The organism is Cyanobium sp. Maggiore-St4-Cus (assembly GCF_024345615.1).
Classification (GTDB): Bacteria; Cyanobacteriota; Cyanobacteriia; order PCC-6307; family Cyanobiaceae; genus Cyanobium_A; species Cyanobium_A usitatum.
Genome location: NZ_JAGQBL010000013.1, coordinates 1 through 16,498, shown reverse-complemented (window position 1 = coordinate 16,498; position 16,498 = coordinate 1). Strand labels below are relative to the sequence as shown.

Annotated in this window: 12 protein-coding genes; 5 read left to right on the top strand and 7 right to left on the bottom strand. The window is 62.9% G+C overall.

The window, feature by feature from the left end; all coding sequences use genetic code 11:
- Nucleotides 1-2: 2 nt before the first annotated feature.
- The 3 genes from KBY99_RS11835 to KBY99_RS11825 form a co-directional block, all read right to left on the bottom strand.
- Nucleotides 3-770, bottom strand: a complete 768-nt coding sequence (locus KBY99_RS11835) for a glycoside hydrolase family 104 protein (RefSeq protein ID WP_254999246.1) — start codon at nt 768-770, stop codon at nt 3-5.
- Nucleotides 771-973: 203 nt separating this feature from the next.
- Nucleotides 974-2,047 carry a hypothetical protein gene (locus tag KBY99_RS11830; protein ID WP_254999244.1) on the bottom strand — a complete coding sequence of 358 codons (1,074 nt, stop codon included), beginning with the start codon at nt 2,045-2,047 and terminating at the stop codon, nt 974-976.
- Nucleotides 2,041-2,955, bottom strand: a complete 915-nt coding sequence (locus KBY99_RS11825; protein WP_254999243.1) for a TIGR04168 family protein — start codon at nt 2,953-2,955, stop codon at nt 2,041-2,043. The genes KBY99_RS11830 and KBY99_RS11825 overlap by 7 nt, the downstream gene beginning before the upstream one ends.
- A 47-nt stretch (nt 2,956-3,002) precedes the next feature.
- Between KBY99_RS11825 and nadA the strand changes: the two genes are divergently transcribed.
- Nucleotides 3,003-3,956 (top strand): quinolinate synthase NadA, encoded by a 954-nt coding sequence (nadA, locus tag KBY99_RS11820; RefSeq protein ID WP_254999242.1) that lies wholly within the window; start codon nt 3,003-3,005, stop codon nt 3,954-3,956.
- A gap of 126 nt (nt 3,957-4,082) precedes the next feature.
- Here the strand turns inward: nadA and KBY99_RS11815 are convergent, their stop codons facing one another.
- The 4 genes from KBY99_RS11815 to kdpA form a co-directional block, all read right to left on the bottom strand.
- On the bottom strand, nt 4,083-5,171 hold the full coding sequence (locus KBY99_RS11815) for a sensor histidine kinase KdpD (protein ID WP_254999241.1): 1,089 nt from the start codon (nt 5,169-5,171) through the stop codon (nt 4,083-4,085).
- Nucleotides 5,168-5,728 (bottom strand): potassium-transporting ATPase subunit C, encoded by a 561-nt coding sequence (locus KBY99_RS11810; RefSeq protein ID WP_254999240.1) that lies wholly within the window; start codon nt 5,726-5,728, stop codon nt 5,168-5,170. Before KBY99_RS11810 ends, KBY99_RS11815 begins: the two co-directional genes overlap by 4 nt.
- Before the next feature lie 184 nt (nt 5,729-5,912).
- Entirely contained in the window at nt 5,913-8,024 is a 2,112-nt protein-coding gene (gene kdpB, locus KBY99_RS11805; protein ID WP_254999238.1) for a potassium-transporting ATPase subunit KdpB, read from the bottom strand.
- A gap of 9 nt (nt 8,025-8,033) precedes the next feature.
- Nucleotides 8,034-9,710 carry a potassium-transporting ATPase subunit KdpA gene (gene kdpA, locus KBY99_RS11800; protein WP_254999237.1) on the bottom strand — a complete coding sequence of 559 codons (1,677 nt, stop codon included), beginning with the start codon at nt 9,708-9,710 and terminating at the stop codon, nt 8,034-8,036.
- A 456-nt stretch (nt 9,711-10,166) separates the two neighbouring features.
- On the opposite strand from kdpA, the gene KBY99_RS11795 reads away from it, so the two are divergent.
- Genes KBY99_RS11795 through KBY99_RS11780 form a run of 4 tightly spaced genes read left to right on the top strand, consistent with a single transcriptional unit; the run spans nt 10,167 to nt 16,263 of the window.
- A complete protein-coding gene (locus KBY99_RS11795; RefSeq protein WP_254999236.1) occupies nt 10,167-11,144 on the top strand; it encodes an aldo/keto reductase in 978 nt (325 codons plus the stop codon).
- A 13-nt stretch (nt 11,145-11,157) separates the two neighbouring features.
- On the top strand, nt 11,158-12,144 hold the full coding sequence (locus KBY99_RS11790) for a ligase-associated DNA damage response exonuclease (RefSeq protein ID WP_254999234.1): 987 nt from the start codon (nt 11,158-11,160) through the stop codon (nt 12,142-12,144).
- A gap of 7 nt (nt 12,145-12,151) precedes the next feature.
- Nucleotides 12,152-13,783 carry an ATP-dependent DNA ligase gene (locus KBY99_RS11785; protein WP_254999233.1) on the top strand — a complete coding sequence of 544 codons (1,632 nt, stop codon included), beginning with the start codon at nt 12,152-12,154 and terminating at the stop codon, nt 13,781-13,783.
- A complete protein-coding gene (locus tag KBY99_RS11780) occupies nt 13,780-16,263 on the top strand; it encodes a ligase-associated DNA damage response DEXH box helicase (protein ID WP_254999232.1) in 2,484 nt (827 codons plus the stop codon). Before KBY99_RS11785 ends, KBY99_RS11780 begins: the two co-directional genes overlap by 4 nt.
- The last annotated feature ends 235 nt before the right edge of the window (nt 16,264-16,498 follow it).

Genomic DNA, 16,498 nt, shown 5'->3' with positions numbered 1-16,498 from the left:
TTTCAGCCGGGATTTTGACTGCGGCTGCGCGGTCCCAGCTTTTCAAGCCCCTCGAGCTGACAGCGCAGGGAGCCCGCAGGCGCGCAGGCGGGCTTGGTTTCAACTTTGGCTGTTACCAGGGTCTGCTGATCGCGCAGACGGCTGAGGTTGTCGTCGTAGAAGCGCTTGAGGTCGTGGAAGCGCTTCACCGGCTGGCCGTAGAAGCTGCGGCCGGCGAGGGTCGGGAAGCTGGCCCACTCGGGGGCCAATTTGGCCGCCAGCAGCGGCGAGAACACGCCTTGATCAGCCAGGGCCAGGGCACCACGACGCTGGATTAGGTAGATGGCGCCCTGGTCTTGGACCTGGGGGCCAAAGGCCGCGATTCCCAAGGACCGCGAAACCATGGTCCAAGTGAAGGGCATGAACTGGTAAGCACCCGCCGCGGCACTGGCATAGCGGGCAGTGCGAACCACCCGGTCGGGATGGCGCTCCAGGGAGGGCATCAGGCCGCCACCAAACATGATCCGGTAACCGATGTCGTCGCCATCGGCCCAGGTGCCTTCGGCGTAGCGAATGGTGTTGAGCAGGGCGCGGCGCTCAGCCGTGATCGCGAAGATCCGCACCGGCGGTGGGGGCAGGGGCAGGGCCAGAGCCGTGGGGAAGCTGGGCTGAGAGGTCCCAGAGGCTTGGAGCAGCTCAGAGGCCTCGGCCATCGGAGCCGTCAGGGAAAGGGTGCCCAGGCCTACAGCCAAGGCCAGGGCGGGTCGAAAAAAGGTGCTGGGCAAGGTCATACCGGAGCGGATCAAACGGCAGACCGCCTGCAGGCGGCCAAATCTTGAAATGCGTAGAAAAGATTTGTTCGTGCCAATTTGCCTATCAATCCACCCAGACACGATGGAGTTAGTGCCAATCACACAGGTGTCTACCAGTGTCAATAACTACAGCGAACGGTTCAGATCACTGTGACCCAGGCGAATTGCACCTGAATTTTTGACTAAAACGAACGGCCCGCTACAAAAGCTGCCAGCGCCTCGGCCGCCTGCGCCGCACCATTGCCAGCCAATGGCTCACCAGTGGGAGGCTGCAAAGGCTGGTCGAGCTGCCAATCGCCCTGGCGGGCCTGGTCCTGGCTGAGTAGCCGGTGCCAACCGTGGCGCACCAAAGCCGCCTCCAGCACGGGCGCCTCGGCAAAACCATCGCGATGCACTAAGTGCACCCCCACTCCAGCGCTCAAGGCCTCGCAAAAGGAGCTGTATCCGGGCTTGGTGATCAGGCGGGCGCAGTGCCCCAAAACCTCCAGCGGCCGCACCCCGACAGGCAGCAGGCGGCAGTTGGCGGCTGTAGCCAAACGGGGATCGGGACTAACAAACACGTGATCGGGCCAGAGCTGCAGCAACTCCGGATCCAGGTCGTAGCCCAGCCCCCCAAAACTCACCAGCACGCAACGATCACGCTCTTCCGGCAACTGCAGCTGGCGGGCCAGGCTGCCCGGCTCAAGCCGGGGGCTACCGGCGGTGAGCCCAATCGACAGCTCGGGGATGCCCCAGTCGATCGGCATCGCCAGGGGGCAGCGCAGCAACAGGTCGCCCTGGCGGTAGGCCGCCAGGCAACGGTCGGCCCAGGGGCTGAAAGCGGCACCCATAGCCCCGTAGATGGCCTCCCAGCCAAAGCTGGCCAGCCAGATCAGAGGCGCCCCGAGGCCTCGAGCCAAGGCCGCCGCCGCTGGGGGCACGTCTGCAAGCACAAGCAGCGGCATCGCTTGGGCGGCCAGCCAGGCTTGCTCAGCCGCCAGCTGAGCGGGCAGCTCAGCTTCCAGGGCCGATAGGGCGGCCAGGGTTGCCCCAGCGTCGGCCCCTAGGGCATCGGCCTGCACCACGCCCACGTCCCAACGACAGGGGCGGTGTTCAAAGGGCACGGGGCCCAGGGCGGAGCGCAGAAAGGCCTCAGGTAGGGCCGTGGACAACACCAAGCGCCAGTCGGGCCGCAGCCCATGCAGGGCGGTTAAAACGGAAGCGGTGCGGGAGCCATGGCCAAAACCATGGGCACTGACGCAGGCATAAATCAGCACGGCGCCAGTTCGGGAGCTGGGTTGGGGGCCGGGTTAGGGGCCGGTTTGGGAGCAGTCCAGAGGCGCTCTTCGTAGAGCAGCTCACCACCAAGGCCAAACCAGCGATGGCTGGCACTCACGACCTCCTGGCCCACCAGCTCCACCCAGCTGAAGTGACGCAGGGACTGGCCGGCGCCATCGGTGCCGTGGCGGGGAACGCAGGCGGTGTTGAGGTAGGAGGTGCCGGCCCGGTCGCGGCAGAAGCTTTGGCGATCCCCCTGGCCGCGCCTAAGGGCGTGGTGCATGTGCCCAAACACCACCAAGGGCACCGGTCGATTGAGGCGGATCTGGCGGATGGCCAGGGCTAGGTCGAGATCACCCCAGTCGCAGGCGGGTGGCTTCCAGTCGCGGCCGCAGGGGGAGGTGGCATCGCTGCCGAGGCCGGAGGGTCCGCTATGGCTCAGCAACACCAGGGGCCAGTCGGGGGGTGCGATGGCGGCGGCGGCCGTGATCCGATCGGCCGACTCCTGCAAGCTCACCGGGCCGAAGGCAGCCAGCGCCGCCCGAGAAAGCTTGAAACCACCACCGGCGGTAGCCGGCCGCCCCCCCACCACCGCCAGATCCGGCGGGCTCAGGGCTCGCATTTTCCAGCCGCAGTGAACCTCGCCCAGCAGGTCGATCTGGTGCTGCAGCGTGCGCCCAGAAGCGTCCTTGCCGGTGTCGTGGTTGCCAAGGATGCAGGCCACTGGCATGGGCAGTTGGCGCAGCAGGGCCGGAATCCGCTGCTGACCATCGCTTAGGTCGCCCACCACGAGCAGGGCATCGGGGGCCAGGCAGTCCAGTAGCGCATGGTCGCTGTGGTCCCATTCACCATGCAGATCTCCGGCGATGGCAATGCGGAGCCTTTTCCCCCCGCCGGATACCGCCATCACTGCTGCCTAGGCTCATGCCATCCTGCATCAGCTGAGGCCCCCGGTTGGTTTTCACCGCCACCAAGAACCACGCACCGCAAGATCTGCCCGCCGCGATCAGCGCCCTAAAACAGGAGCGCAAGGCTGTGATCCTGGCGCACTACTACCAAGACGAAGCCGTTCAGGACATTGCCGACTTCATCGGCGACTCGCTGGAGCTCTCGCGCAAGGCCGCCGCCACCGACGCCGAGGTGATCGTTTTTTGCGGCGTTCACTTCATGGCGGAGACCGCCAAGATCCTCAGCCCGGACAAAACCGTGCTGCTGCCAGATCTGGAGGCCGGCTGCTCGTTGGCGGATGCCTGCCCGGCCGAGGAGTTTGCCGCCTTCCGCGCCGAGCATCCAGACCACATCGCCGTGAGCTACATCAACTGCTCGGCGGCAGTGAAAGCCCTCAGCGACCTGATCTGCACCAGCAGTAACGCCGTGGATCTGGTGAAGCAGCTGCCAGCCGACCGGCCGATCCTGTTTGCCCCCGACCAAAACCTGGGCCGCTGGGTGCAGCGCCAGAGCGGCCGCCAGCTCACCCTCTGGCCGGGCAGCTGCATCGTGCATGAGACCTTCAGCGAGCAGGCGCTGCTGCACCTGAAGCTCGAGCACCCAGCGGCTGAGGTGCTGGCGCACCCTGAATGCCAGCAGCATCTACTTGATCTGGCGGATTTCATCGGCTCCACCAGCAAGCTGCTGCACCGCGCCGAAGCCAGCTCAGCAGAGAGCTTTATCGTGCTCACCGAGCCGGGAATCTTGCACCAGATGCGGCTGAAGCTGCCCCAAAAGACCTTTTTCGAGGTGCCCGGCGCCGACGGCTGCAGCTGCAACGCCTGCCCCTACATGCGGCTCAACACCCTGGAAAAAGTCTGGCAGTGCCTAGATCGAATGGAACCAGAAATCGTGATGGATGAGGCCCTGCGGCTTAGGGCCCTGGCACCGATCGAAAAGATGTTGGCCATGAGCCGATGAGCTGTCTGCTCTCGGACGCATCGGAGCCAGATCCGACCCTCCACAGTGCGGTGAAACGCCTGGCCAACTGTGCCAGTTGATCAAGGGCTCTGGTCTGGCCGCTGCATCAAACTGCTGCCATCTCGATCAAGGCTGAAGTCCAGATTCCTCCGCTGCTACTAGATAGAGATCAACATTTTCACCCTGCAGTCGCTGTTGCAGCTGTTCCGGAAAGGAGTGACGGAACAGCGCATGACGTCGAGAACGTCTTGTCTGGCTGAGAACAATCTGTGTGACGGCCTTCTGCCGCGCAAATCGAGCGATCGTCTCAAGAGCATCGGAACTTTCCTCCTCAAGGTAGCTCCCACCTACATCGAGGCAGAGCTGCTGACATTGCTCCATCAACAGCAATTCTTCCCTGCCTAGAAAACGGCTCGGGTCGTGCACCGTGAGAGCGATCAACTGAGCATCCATCGCCAAAGAAAGTTGGGAAGCACGGCGCAGCAGCCGTTTGCTCTGCTCGCCAGGGGCCACTTTCAAACACACCATCATGCGTTCTCGAACTGGCTTAACAGCAGCTTCATCATTAACGCGATCGGCGACCTGCCGCAAAGCGAGCTCCCTGAGCGAAACTAGGTGGTGGCGTTGAAAAAAATTAGTGAGTGCCTGGTCGACCTTCTCTCTGGCATACACCTTGCCATCCTTGAGCCTTGATTGAAGCGTTTCAGGGGTCACGTCGACCAATACCACCTCCTCGGCATTAGCCAGGACATGATTGGGAACACGTTCGCGTACGACAACTCCCGTAATCCGAGCAATTACATCATTCAGGCTTTCAATATGCTGGATATTCAATGTTGAATAGACATCCATTCCTGATAGCAACAGGAGCTCAACATCTTCCCAGCGTTTGTCCCGCTGACTCCCCGGAACGTTTGTATGGGCAAGCTCATCCACCAGCACCAGTTGGGGCTGGCGATCGAGAATTGCTTCAACATTCATTTCTTCAAGATCAACATCCTGGTAGCGCACGCGCTTGCGGGGAATCAGCTCCAGCCCTTCCGAGGCACTGATCGTTTCAACGCGGCCGTGGGTTTCCAGCAGACCCACCATCACATCAGTACCGTCTCGGAGGGCCGAACGGCCTTCAAGGAGCATGCGGTAGGTCTTACCTACCCCGGGAGCCATCCCTATGAAAATTTTGTGCCTTCCACGCCGGCGAGGGCTGCTGCTCATCCCTTGGGGCCCTCACTGGATGCTGCGGTCAAACGATCGAGAGCCAAGTTGAAACCCAATACATTCACCACCGGCCGGATGGTGCGCAGCGTGATCGGACTTTCCTGGTTCTGCTTTAGCAGGACCTCCAGTTGGCTGAGGGTAACTCCACGCTCCTGAACCAGTCGTGGCAACTGCTCCCTTACCGCCTCAAGGCTGATATGAGGGTCGGCCCCCGAGGCTGAGGCCAGCAACAGATCGGCCGCCGGCCTGCTTATCCCGAGCTGGTGCCAGGCGTCAGCAGCGGCTGCCACACGCTGCTGCAGCCGAGGGTTGGCCGCAGCCAGACTTGTCTCTCCCATCGGCCTGCTGTTCAGGTAGCGCCCTGAGCTGAACTGTTGACCGATCAGCCGCGAACCAACCACAACACCTTGGCGAGAAACCAAGCTGCCCTCAGCCGAAGCACCGGCCAGCAGGCGCGCCAGACCAAGCATCGGCACCGTGATGATCACAACAGTGATCAGCCAGAGCACCAGAGTGAGACGAGCTGCACGCAGGAATTGAACAGCGAATGACATCAGAATTTCTCGGGATTGGCAATCACAGCAAACAGATAGCCAGACATAGCTATCGTGACGCAGAGCAAAAAGGCCATGGCGTGACTTTGCAATGGCGGCTGCGAACTAGCAATCTGTGGAGCGAGGATTAAGGTGCCTGCAAGAATCAGGCACGGCAACCAGAATCGCACGTGCAAAAGAGACTTCACAGGATTCCTCTCAGACCAGGCGCAAGGCCGACGACGACAATATCAATCAACTTTATCCCGACAAACGGAGTCACAACACCGCCGACCCCATAAACAAGGAGGTTTCGCCGTAGCATCTGATCGGCACTCATCGGGCGAAACTCCACGCCCCGCAGCGCTAGTGGAACCAAAGCCGGAATCACTAGGGCATTGAAGATCATGGTGGAGAGGATGGCTGATTGATAGGAGGCAAGATGAGTGATATTCAGCGCTTCCAGTCCCAGGTTCGCAAACAATGCAGGCAGAATCGCAAAATACTTCGCAATATCATTGGAAATCGAAAATGTTGTCAAGGCACCACGTGTAATCAGCAATTGTTTGCCGATAGTCACAATGTCAATCAACTTGGTGGGATCACTGTCCAAGTCCACCATGTTGGCGGCTTCCTTAGCCGCCTGGGTACCTGAATTCATTGCCACTCCCACATTGGCCTGAGCCAGTGCAGGTGCATCGTTGGAACCATCTCCTGTCATCGCAACTAGTTTTCCAAGCTTCTGTTCTCGCTCGATCACACCGATCTTGTCCTCTGGCGTGGCTTCGGCGATGAAATCGTCCACTCCGGCTTCCCGAGCAATCACTGCCGCTGTGATCGGGTTATCACCAGTGAGCATCATCGTTCGGATGCCCATGCGACGAAGCTGCTCAAAGCGCTCGCGCATTCCCGGTTTGATGATGTCCTTGAGGTAGATCACGCCATACACCTCCGAGCCACAGCAGACCGCCAAGGGTGTGCCACCGAGCCCAGCTACCTGTTCAAACAGGTGGCTGGGCTCTTCGCTCAGTTCACCGCCGCGCGACCGCACAAAGCCCTTCACGGCGTCGACTGCACCTTTGCGAAATTCAAGGCCATCCGGAGTATCACAGCCGCTCATGCGGGTGCGAGCTGAGAAATCGATAGCCGTGGCATTGGAAGGATCAAACGGAAGAACAGCCCCCAGTTTCTCGGCGAGTCGCACAATCGAACGGCCTTCCGGAGTCTGGTCAAAGCAGCTCGAGCCAAGCGCCACCATGGCCAATTCATTCACTGTGCGGCCAGACACTGGCAGAAATTCTTCGGCCAAGCGATTGCCAATTGTGATCGTGCCTGTCTTGTCGAGGATGAGGGTGTTGACGTCTCCGCAGGCTTCCACGGCACGCCCTGATGTGGCTATCACATTGAACTGGGCAACACGATCCATACCGGCGATCCCGATTGCACTCAGCAAACCTCCGATGGTTGTGGGAATCAGCGCGACCAGCAGGGCCACCAGCATCACCACCGAAGGTCCTTCCTCCAGAAAATCCGCCACTGGCGAAAGCGTGACCACACTGATCAGGAACACCTGGGTGAGCACAGCCAGCAACACCGTCAGGGCGATCTCATTCGGTGTCTTAGTGCGTTCCGCCCCTTCCACCAGGGCAATCATGCGATCAATGAAACCCTTGCCGGGATCCGAAGAGATGCGCAGCGTGAGCTGATCGGAAAGGATTTTGGTTCCGCCCGTTACGGAACCAGCCACATCCGAGCCGGCCTCCTTGAGAACGGGTGCCGATTCACCAGTGATGGCCGATTCATCAACCGAAGCCACCCCAGCCACCACTTCTCCATCCGCCGGGATTACATCTCCGGCCTGAACCAGAACTACATCTCCGCGCCGAAGCGCGGAGGAATCCACCAGTTCGATGGTTCCGTCCGCTGCCTGACGTCGTGCCCTTGTACTGGCCTGGGTGCTGCGCAGGGCATCTGCCTGAGCCTTACCCCGACCCTCCGCCAGCGCCTCGGCAAAGTTGGAGAACAACAGGGTGGCGAGCAGCGTAAGGCTGATCAGGGCATTGAATCCCCTCTCCTGGCCGCTCGCTTGAGCATCGAACAGGCTTGGTTCAATCGTGAGCAGCAGGCACACCGCCGTACCAATCCACACCACAAACATCACAGGGTTATGGATAGCCAACCTGGGATCGAGTTTCACGAAGGCATCAACCAGCGCCCGCTTCAGCAGGCCCTTCTGATGGGGTTTCTCAAGATGGTGTCGCTGATCCCGTGGCCCCCGCGGCATACGTGGAAACTGAAATCGGAGCGAGGTTGTCATGGGCTCAGCTCAAGAAGTGAACGAGAGGGCTTCTGCAATCGGCCCGAGCGCCATCACCGGAAAGAAGGTGAGTACACCGAGTATCACAACCACGACAGCCACCACACCAGTGAAGAGGGCCGTGTCTGTATGCAGGGATCCTGGGCTTGGTGCCACGGCTGGCTTACGACGAAAGCCATCGGCCAGCACCAACAGGGCCAGGATCGGCAAGTACCGACCACCCAGAATCGACAAACTCGAGGCTACGTTCCACCAAGGCGTGAAATCAGTAATACCGCCCATGGTGCTGCCGTTGGCGGAAGCCGCCGAGGCGAATTGGTAGACCACCTGGGAGATGGCGTGAGATCCCTCTCCGCTGAGTGTGCTGCGCACGGTTTCGGAGATCAAGGCGAAGGCCGTGGGAATCAGCACGAAGATCGGATGAATCAGCAGCACAACACTTGCCAGGATCACCTCCGACCTTTCGACCTTACGGCCAAGAAATTCAGGGGTGCGCCCAACCATCAACCCCGTGAGAAACACAGAAAGCAGAATGAAAACGATCAGGTTGGCAAAGCCGATGCCCGGCCCTCCGAGCAGCACTTGAAGGAGGAGGTTGAAGATCGCCAGCAGAATTGTGACTGGCATCGAAGACTCCACTGACCCGTTCATGGAGCCAGTCATCGTGCCGGTGCTAAGCATCGTCCAAAACGCCGAAAGTTGAGCGCCAAACCGCAGGTCCTTGCCTTCCAGATTCACCCCATCAAGCCATTTGCTCAGTAAAGGATTACCTGCCTGTTCCGCCGACATCGCGAGTACACAAGTCACGCTCAGCAGGCCGAAAACCAGCACCAGCAGCAGGTTGCTCTGGCGCCTGTTCGCCGCGAACCGACCAAACGTATCGATCGTGGCGGCTGGGATGATCAACATCGCCCAAATACAGATCAGGTTGCTTAGCAGATTGGGATTTTCATAGGGATGGCTTGAGTTGGCCATAAAAAAACCGCCGCCATTAACACCGAGTTGCTTGATCGCTTCAAATAGGGCGATCGGTCCTCGCACGAGCAACTGTCGGCTTCCTTCCAGTGTTGTGATCTCAACCGGCGCACTTAGGGTCATCGGCACACCGCAGATCACCAGCGCAACCGCCAACAGGACGGATCCCGGAATCAACACCCTTGTGTGAGCTCGGATCAGATCGCGGTTGTAATTTCCCAGAGGCCTGCCGGTGAGGCCACGGATGAATGCAAACCCCACGGCCACTCCGGTGCCGGCTGACACAAACATCAGGAACTGAATCGCCCCGAGCTGGGCCAGGTTGCCCAGGCTCTGCTCTGGCACAAGATGCTGTTGATCAGCGCCGGCCACAAACGAAATGGCGGTATGCAGGGCCAGGTCCCAGCGCAGCCCTGGCCAGGCCAGGGGATTAAGCCACGCAGGCTGCTTGAGCAACAGCAGCAGGCCCACGCCCGCAAATAAAACATTGCTGATCAACAAGGCCCCTGCATACCCCAGGGCTGAATCGATCCTGGTGCCACGCTCACCGATCCAGCGCAGTAGCTGCTGCTCAAGTGGATTCAGCCAGCGATCCCAGATCGGCTGAGGGCGGTCGTCAAAGACGTCGAAGAGGTATCGACCCAACGTTGGTGTGGAAAGAATCACCACCACCAGTGTCAGCAAGGCGATGAGCCAGGGGAGCAACTGCACCTCGTGAAATCCGACCTCTACTGACCCTCAACACTACGCTCTGGACTGTTATGTTCTGGTTGGTGCGCAAAGAAAAGTCGAAGTAGATATCATTTTTTATTGGTTCGGCAGCGGTATTTCACAACAAACAGACTGGCATGTTCGAAGGGTTCAGATCCCGGAACTTCGGCCCCACCGCTTGCTGATCTGTTTGTTCGTGTCCTAGCCAGCAACGCCGCCGGGCAGTGGTTCCACACCCTGATTCACCTTGATGCTGGGCAAGAGACATGCTGCCGAAACAGCTCAACGATCTAGACGCAGCCAGCAAGCCAGTACCAGGTCAGCCAGGGCCGCAGCTGCTGCCTGTGGGACACCCCCTGGCTAAACGCGGCGCCGCTGGTCATCAACGACGGGGATCAGCCGGACGTGTGTTGATGGGCCAGTCACTTTTTAACGCTACCTAAGGTGCCCTAGGTCATGCCCCTCCATCCGCCGTCCATGCGCACCGCCACCTTCGTCAATGGCGACGCCATGCCCCTGCTTGGGCTTGGCACCTGGAAATCGGCTCCAGGGGAAGTGGGGGCCGCGGTGCGGGAGGCCATCCGGCTGGGCTACCGCCACATCGACTGTGCCAGCGTTTACGGCAACGAGCCAGAGGTGGGCGAGGCCCTCCGCGGCGCCATCGAAGCTGGCGAGGTGAAGCGGGAGGAGCTGTGGATCACCTCCAAGCTCTGGTGCAATGCCCATGGACGCGACAACGTCGCAGCGGCGCTGCGCCGCAGCCTCACCGATCTGGGCCTGGCGTGGCTTGATCTCTACCTGATCCACTGGCCGGTGCCGATCAAGCCGGGCGTGGCTTTTCCCACCAGCGGCTCTGACCTGCTGCCACCGGCGCAGGTGCCGCTCGAATCCACCTGGGAGGGGATGGAAGCGGCCATGGAGGCGGGCCTCACGCGCCACATCGGGGTGAGCAATTTCTCCAGCCGCAAGCTGCACGATTTACTGGCCCACTGCCGGATCCGGCCGGAGGTGAATCAGGTGGAACGGCACCCCCTGTTGCAGCAGCCTGCCCTGGTGGCCGACTGCGCGGCCGAGGGCGTTCACCTCACCGCCTACTCACCGCTCGGCTCCCAGGACCGGCCCGCCGCCCTGAAGGGCGCCGATGAACCGGTGCTGCTGGAAAACCCATTGATCGGCGCGATCGCCGCCGCCCATGGCTGCAGCCCGGCCCAGGTGCTGATCGCCTGGCAGCTGCAGAGCGGCATCTCCACCATTCCCAAATCGGTGCGCCCAGCGCGACTGCTGGAAAACCTGGCGGCAGCTGAGATCACACTCACACCAGCCGATCTCGAGCTGATCGCCTCACTGGATCAGCAGCGCCGCCTGGTGGATGGCTCGTTCTGGCTGCTGGAGGGCGGCCCCTGGTCGCTGCAGACCCTCTGGGACGAAACCTAATAACCGCTTACCCATGCCCCTCCCCACCGGCAGCCTGCTGGAGCACACCCCCCAGGGGCTCTACTGCCGGGCGGCGGCGGCCTGGATAGACCCTGTGGGGCCGGTACCCCGGGCCCTGATCACCCACGCCCACGCCGACCACGCCCGGCCCGGCTGCGGCGAATATTGGGCGGTGGGCGCCAGCGAAGCGATCCTGCGGCAACGCCTGGGGGCCACGATCAACCTGATCCCGGTCGACTACGGCGCCGCCCATCGCATTGGTGAGGCCAGGGTGTCGTTTCACAGCGCGGGGCATGTGCTGGGCAGCGCCCAGATCCGACTGGAGGCGGGCAGTGAGAGCTGGCTGGTGAGCGGCGATTACAAGCGCTGCGCCGACCCAAGCTGCTCCCCGTTTGAGCCGGTGCAGGCAGACGTATTTATTACTGAGGCCACCTTCGGCCTGCCGATCTACCGCTGGCAGAACGGCGCCGAGGTGGCCGGCGAGATCCTGAGCTGGTGGCAGGCGGCGCCGGAGCGCCCTTCGATCCTGTTTGCCTATGCCTTCGGCAAGGCCCAGCGGCTGCTGGCGGAGCTAGCCGCCATCGGCGTCAAAGATGAGATCCTGTTGCACGGCGCCGTGGAGGCCCTGATGCCGGCCTACCGGGAGGCGGGGGTGCGGCTGCCGCCCACCCTGCCAGTGAGCTCGGTTGCCAAGGGGGAATCGCTGGCGGGCCGCCTGGTGATCGCGCCGCCCTCAGCGCACCGCTCGGTGTGGATGAAGCGGTTCAAGCTGCCGCAGACGGGGTTTGTAAGCGGCTGGATGGCCGTGCGCGGTGCCCGCCGCCGCCGCGGCTATGAACGGGGCTTTGTGATGAGCGACCACGCCGACTGGCCCGGCCTGATCCAGAGCGTCAAGCAGAGCGGCGCCCGCCAGGTGTACGTGACCCACGGCAACAGCGACGGCCTGGCCCGCTACCTGAGCGAGGTGGAAGGCATCAGCGCCGAACCGCTGGCGGGCTGAGACCGGCATGCGTCGCTTCGCCGATCTCTACAGCGCCCTCGATGCCAGCAGCGGCACCCAGGCCCGAGTGGATGCCCTCGTCGCCTACTTCAGTGGTGTTGATGCCGCCGATGGCGCCTGGGCCCTGCACGTGCTGCTCGGCAAGCAGGGCAAGCGCCTGATCACCGGGCGGAGGCTGCGCCAGATCTGCCTGGAGGAATCCCCCCTGCCGGAGTGGTTGTTCGACGACTGCTACGCCCACGTTGGTGATTCGGCCGAAACGATCACCCTGCTCTGGGCCCAGGTGGGCGCTGGGGCGAGCCAACCCCTGCAGCACTCCCTACACACCTGGATGGAGCAGCTGCTGCCGGCCGCCGCCGCCCTGGAGGGCAGCGAGCAGGCAGAAGCGGTGCGGCAGCTTTGGCGGGGCCTCAGCAGATCCGAACTGCTGGTAGCCAACAAATTGCTCACCGGTGGCCTGCGGGTGGGCGTGGGCCAGGGGCTGGTGGTGCGCGCCCTGGCACGCCTCAGTGGGCTGGAGGAAGCGCAGCTGCAGCACCGGCTGATGGGCGGCTTCAAGCCCAGTGCTGCCGCCCTCACCGCCCTGCTGGCCCCAGCCGATGGAGCCGAAGCGGTGCCCAGCCGCCCCTACCCCTTCTACCTGGCATCGCCCTTGGAGCAGCAGCCGGCCGGCCCCGCCAGCGATTGGCAAGCGGAGTGGAAGTTCGACGGCATCCGCGGCCAGCTGATCCGCCGCGCCAACGAGGTTTTTTTATGGAGCCGCGGCGAAGAATTAATAGGTGCCGCCTTCCCCGAATTGCTCGCAGCGGCAGGGTGCCTGGCCAACGGCACCGTGCTCGACGGCGAGATCCTGGTGTGGCCCGCAGGCTCCGACCAGCCCGCCCCCTTCGCCCAGCTGCAGCGCCGCCTGGGCCGCAAGGCGCCGGGCCGCAAGCTGCTGGCGGAGTGCCCGGCGGTGTTTATGGCCTACGACCTACTTGAGCAGGGGGGGGACGACTGGCGCCCCAAGCCCCTGAGCCAGCGCCGCGCCGCCCTGGAAGTACTGATCCGAGGCCTGCCTGAAACGACACCCACCCCGGCAGCCGGGCTCCTGCGCCTATCCCCCCGCCTACCCCTAACGGCCTGGGAGCAGCTGGAGCCTTTGCGCCAGCAGGCCGCCAGCGCCGCCGCCGAAGGGCTGATGCTCAAGGACCTCGCTTCGCCCTACCTGGCCGGCCGCAAGCGGGGCCACTGGTGGAAGCACAAGCGCGACCCGTACACGCTCGATGCGGTGCTGATCTACGCCCAGGCCGGCAGTGGCCGCCGCGCCAACCTGTTCACCGATTACACCTTTGGGCTCTGGAACGCCGAGGGGGAGTTGGTGAGTTTCGCCAAGGCCTACTCCGGCCTCAACGATGGCGAGATCACGGCGCTGGATCGCTGGATCCGCAGCCACACCAGCGAGCGCTTCGGGCCGGTGCGGGCAGTGCAGCCGGTGCAAGTGTTTGAGCTGGCCTTTGAGGGGCTGCAGCGCTCCAGCCGCCACAAAAGCGGCATCGCCGTGCGCTTCCCCCGCATCGCCCGCTGGCGCCAAGACAAACCAGCCGCAGAAGCCGACAGCCTGGCCAGCGCCCTGTCCCTACTGGAAGCCCAGCCATGAGCCGGAAGCCCCGTCGCCAATCAGGGGCCGGCAAACTCCTGGCCCCGATCGAAGCCTGGTTTGAGCTTCAGGGCTGGACGCCCCTGCCCTTTCAGCGCCAGTGCTGGCAGGCCTATCTGGCCGGCGAGAGCGGCCTGATCCAGGTGCCCACCGGCTCGGGCAAAACCTATGCCGCCGTAATGGGTCCGATCGCCGAGCTGCTGGCCGAGCCCAGCGCCGGCTTGCGCCTGCTGTACCTCACGCCCCTACGGGCCCTGAGCCGGGATCTGGCCCTGGCGATCCAGCAGCCAATCGAGGCGATGGGCTGGCCGCTGCGGGTGGGCATCCGCAATGGCGACACCTCCAGCTACGAGCGCGGCAAGCAACTGCGCAGCCCGCCCGAAATCCTGATCACCACGCCGGAATCGCTCAGCCTGCTGCTGGCCAATCCCAAGGCCCCTGCCCTATTTGCGAGCCTTCAGGCGGTGGTGCTGGATGAGTGGCACGAGTTGATGGGCAGCAAACGCGGCAGCCAAACCGAGCTCTGCCTGAGCTGGCTGCGCAGCCAGCAGCCGAGCCTGCGCACCTGGGCGATCAGCGCCACGATCGGCAATCTCGAAGAGGCCGCCCGCAGCGCCCTGGGTGCCGCCAGCGAACCCCGCCTGATCACCGCACCGATTGCCCGGGCCACGGAGATCCGCAGCCTGCTGCCCGAGTCGATCGACGGCTTTCCCTGGGCCGGCCACCTCGGGTTGCGGCGCTATGAGGATCTGGTGGCGGCCCTGGAGCCCGGCGTCTCCACCCTGCTGTTCACCAACACCCGCAACCAGGCCGAGCGCTGGCACCAGTGCCTCCGCTACGCATGCCCGGAAATGGAGGGCGCCCTAGCCCTGCACCACAGCGCCATCGACCGGGCCGAGCGCGAAGCGATCGAAGCCGGGGTGAAAGCAGGAGCCCTGCGCTGGGTTGTGTGCACCAGCTCCCTCGATCTGGGCGTGGATTTCCAGCCGGTGGAGCGGGTGGTGCAGATCGGCTCTGCCAAAAATGTGGCCCGGCTGCTGCAGCGAGCTGGCCGCAGCGCCCACCTCCCCGGCGGCACCTCCCAGGTGTTGTTCATGCCCACCCACGCCTTAGAGCTGCTGGAGCTGAGCGCCCTGCGTCGGGGCCTGAGCGAGGGGCTGGTGGAGGCGCGCCGACCACCGACGGCACCGATCGACGTGCTGCTCCAGCACCTCACCAGCCTGGCCTGCGGCCCAGGCTTTGAGCCGGATCAGGCACTGGCAACGGTCCGCACCGCCTGGAGCTACCGCCAGCTCAGCGATAGCGACTGGCAGTGGTGCCTGCGCTTCCTCGAGCACGGCGGCGACTGCCTTGGTGCCTATCCGCGCTACCGCAAGCTCGAGCGCGATGGCGATCTCTATCTGGTGAAGGAAAAGACCATTGCCCGAATGCATCGCCTGCACATCGGCACCATCACCGCCGACCGGGCCGTCACGGTGCGCTTTGTGCGCGGCGCCGTGCTCGGCCATGTGGAAGAGGCCTTCATCGGCCGGCTCAAGGCCGGCGATGTGTTCTTCTTTGCCGGCCGTCAACTGGAATTCGTGCGGCTGCGGGAGATGACGGCCCAGGTGAAGGCCAGCTCCAAAAAGAGCAGCACCGTGCCCGCCTGGTCTGGCGGCCAGATGGCCCTTTCCGACCTGCTCAGCCAGCACCTGCGCGCCGAAGTGGATCGTTGCGCCCGCGCCCTGGCGGGGGAAGCCAAGCTCGATAGCCCCGAACTTATGGCCCTGGAGCCCCTGCTTCAGCGCCAGGTGCAGCTCTCAAGGCTGCCAAGGCAACACGAATTACTGGTGGAGGTGTGTAACAGCCGTGAGGGCAGCCACCTCTATGCCTATCCATTTGATGGGCGCTTTGTACACGAGGGCCTGGGTTTTCTCTGGGCCTGGCGCCTGGCCCGCCACCAGCCCAGCACGATCACGGTGTCGGTAAACGACTACGGCTTTGAACTGCTAGCGCCAAAAAACTATCCATTTGAAGAGTTATTTGAGCTACACGCCGAAGAACTGCTCGACGCCACCAATCTCAAGGACGACTTGGAGCAAGCAATCAACCTCTCAGAGCTATGCCGGAGGCGTTTCCGCGCCATTGCCCAGATCAGCGGCTTGGTGCTGAACGGCTACCCCGGCCAGTCCAAATCCGGCGGTCAACTGCAGATCAGTGCCGCCCTGCTTTTTGATGTGTTCAGCCGCCATGAACCTGCCAACCGCCTCCTAGCCCAGGCCAGATCGGAAGTGCTCACCGACCAGCTGGATCTGCCCCGGATCACCCTGGCCTTGCAGCGGCTGCAGCGATGCAGTTTGCAGCTGGAGCGCACCGCCCGGCCCGGCCCGCTGGCCTTCCCCTTACTGGCAGAGCGCCTTAACAACCGCATGAGTAATGAGTCGCTGCTGGACAGGCTTCAGCGGCTGATCAAAGAAGCAGGGGCAGCGGAGGGGAGGTGATACATCAAAGATCCCAGCACCGAGGGCGAACTTGGCCTTCCAGAACATCCCTAGGTTCTATCGATCTTGATCAACCCCTCTCAAACAACTCCGAACGGATTCGAGGCCACCTGGATCAACATGATCACCGCAGGTTCCGAGCCCACAGCTCCAGAAAGATGACCTCTACGACCTTCAATAAGTCGACAGTTCTGATCAGCACCAAACGATATCTCGCCGGGCCCCATCTCTACCC

Bases quoted from the DNA above. Each gene is read 5' to 3' on its own strand.
- KBY99_RS11835 (WP_254999246.1), bottom strand. From the start codon at position 770: ATGACCTTGCCCAGCACCTTTTTTCGACCCGCCCTGGCCTTGGCTGTA.
- KBY99_RS11825 (WP_254999243.1), bottom strand. From the start codon at position 2,955: ATGGCGGTATCCGGCGGGGGGAAAAGGCTCCGCATTGCCATCGCCGGA.
- KBY99_RS11815 (WP_254999241.1), bottom strand. From the start codon at position 5,171: ATGAGCAGCAGCCCTCGCCGGCGTGGAAGGCACAAAATTTTCATAGGG.
- KBY99_RS11810 (WP_254999240.1), bottom strand. From the start codon at position 5,728: ATGTCATTCGCTGTTCAATTCCTGCGTGCAGCTCGTCTCACTCTGGTG.
- kdpB (WP_254999238.1), bottom strand. From the start codon at position 8,024: ATGACAACCTCGCTCCGATTTCAGTTTCCACGTATGCCGCGGGGGCCA.
- KBY99_RS11795 (WP_254999236.1), top strand. From the start codon at position 10,167: ATGCCCCTCCATCCGCCGTCCATGCGCACCGCCACCTTCGTCAATGGC.
- KBY99_RS11790 (WP_254999234.1), top strand. From the start codon at position 11,158: ATGCCCCTCCCCACCGGCAGCCTGCTGGAGCACACCCCCCAGGGGCTC.
- KBY99_RS11785 (WP_254999233.1), top strand. From the start codon at position 12,152: ATGCGTCGCTTCGCCGATCTCTACAGCGCCCTCGATGCCAGCAGCGGC.
- KBY99_RS11780 (WP_254999232.1), top strand. From the start codon at position 13,780: ATGAGCCGGAAGCCCCGTCGCCAATCAGGGGCCGGCAAACTCCTGGCC.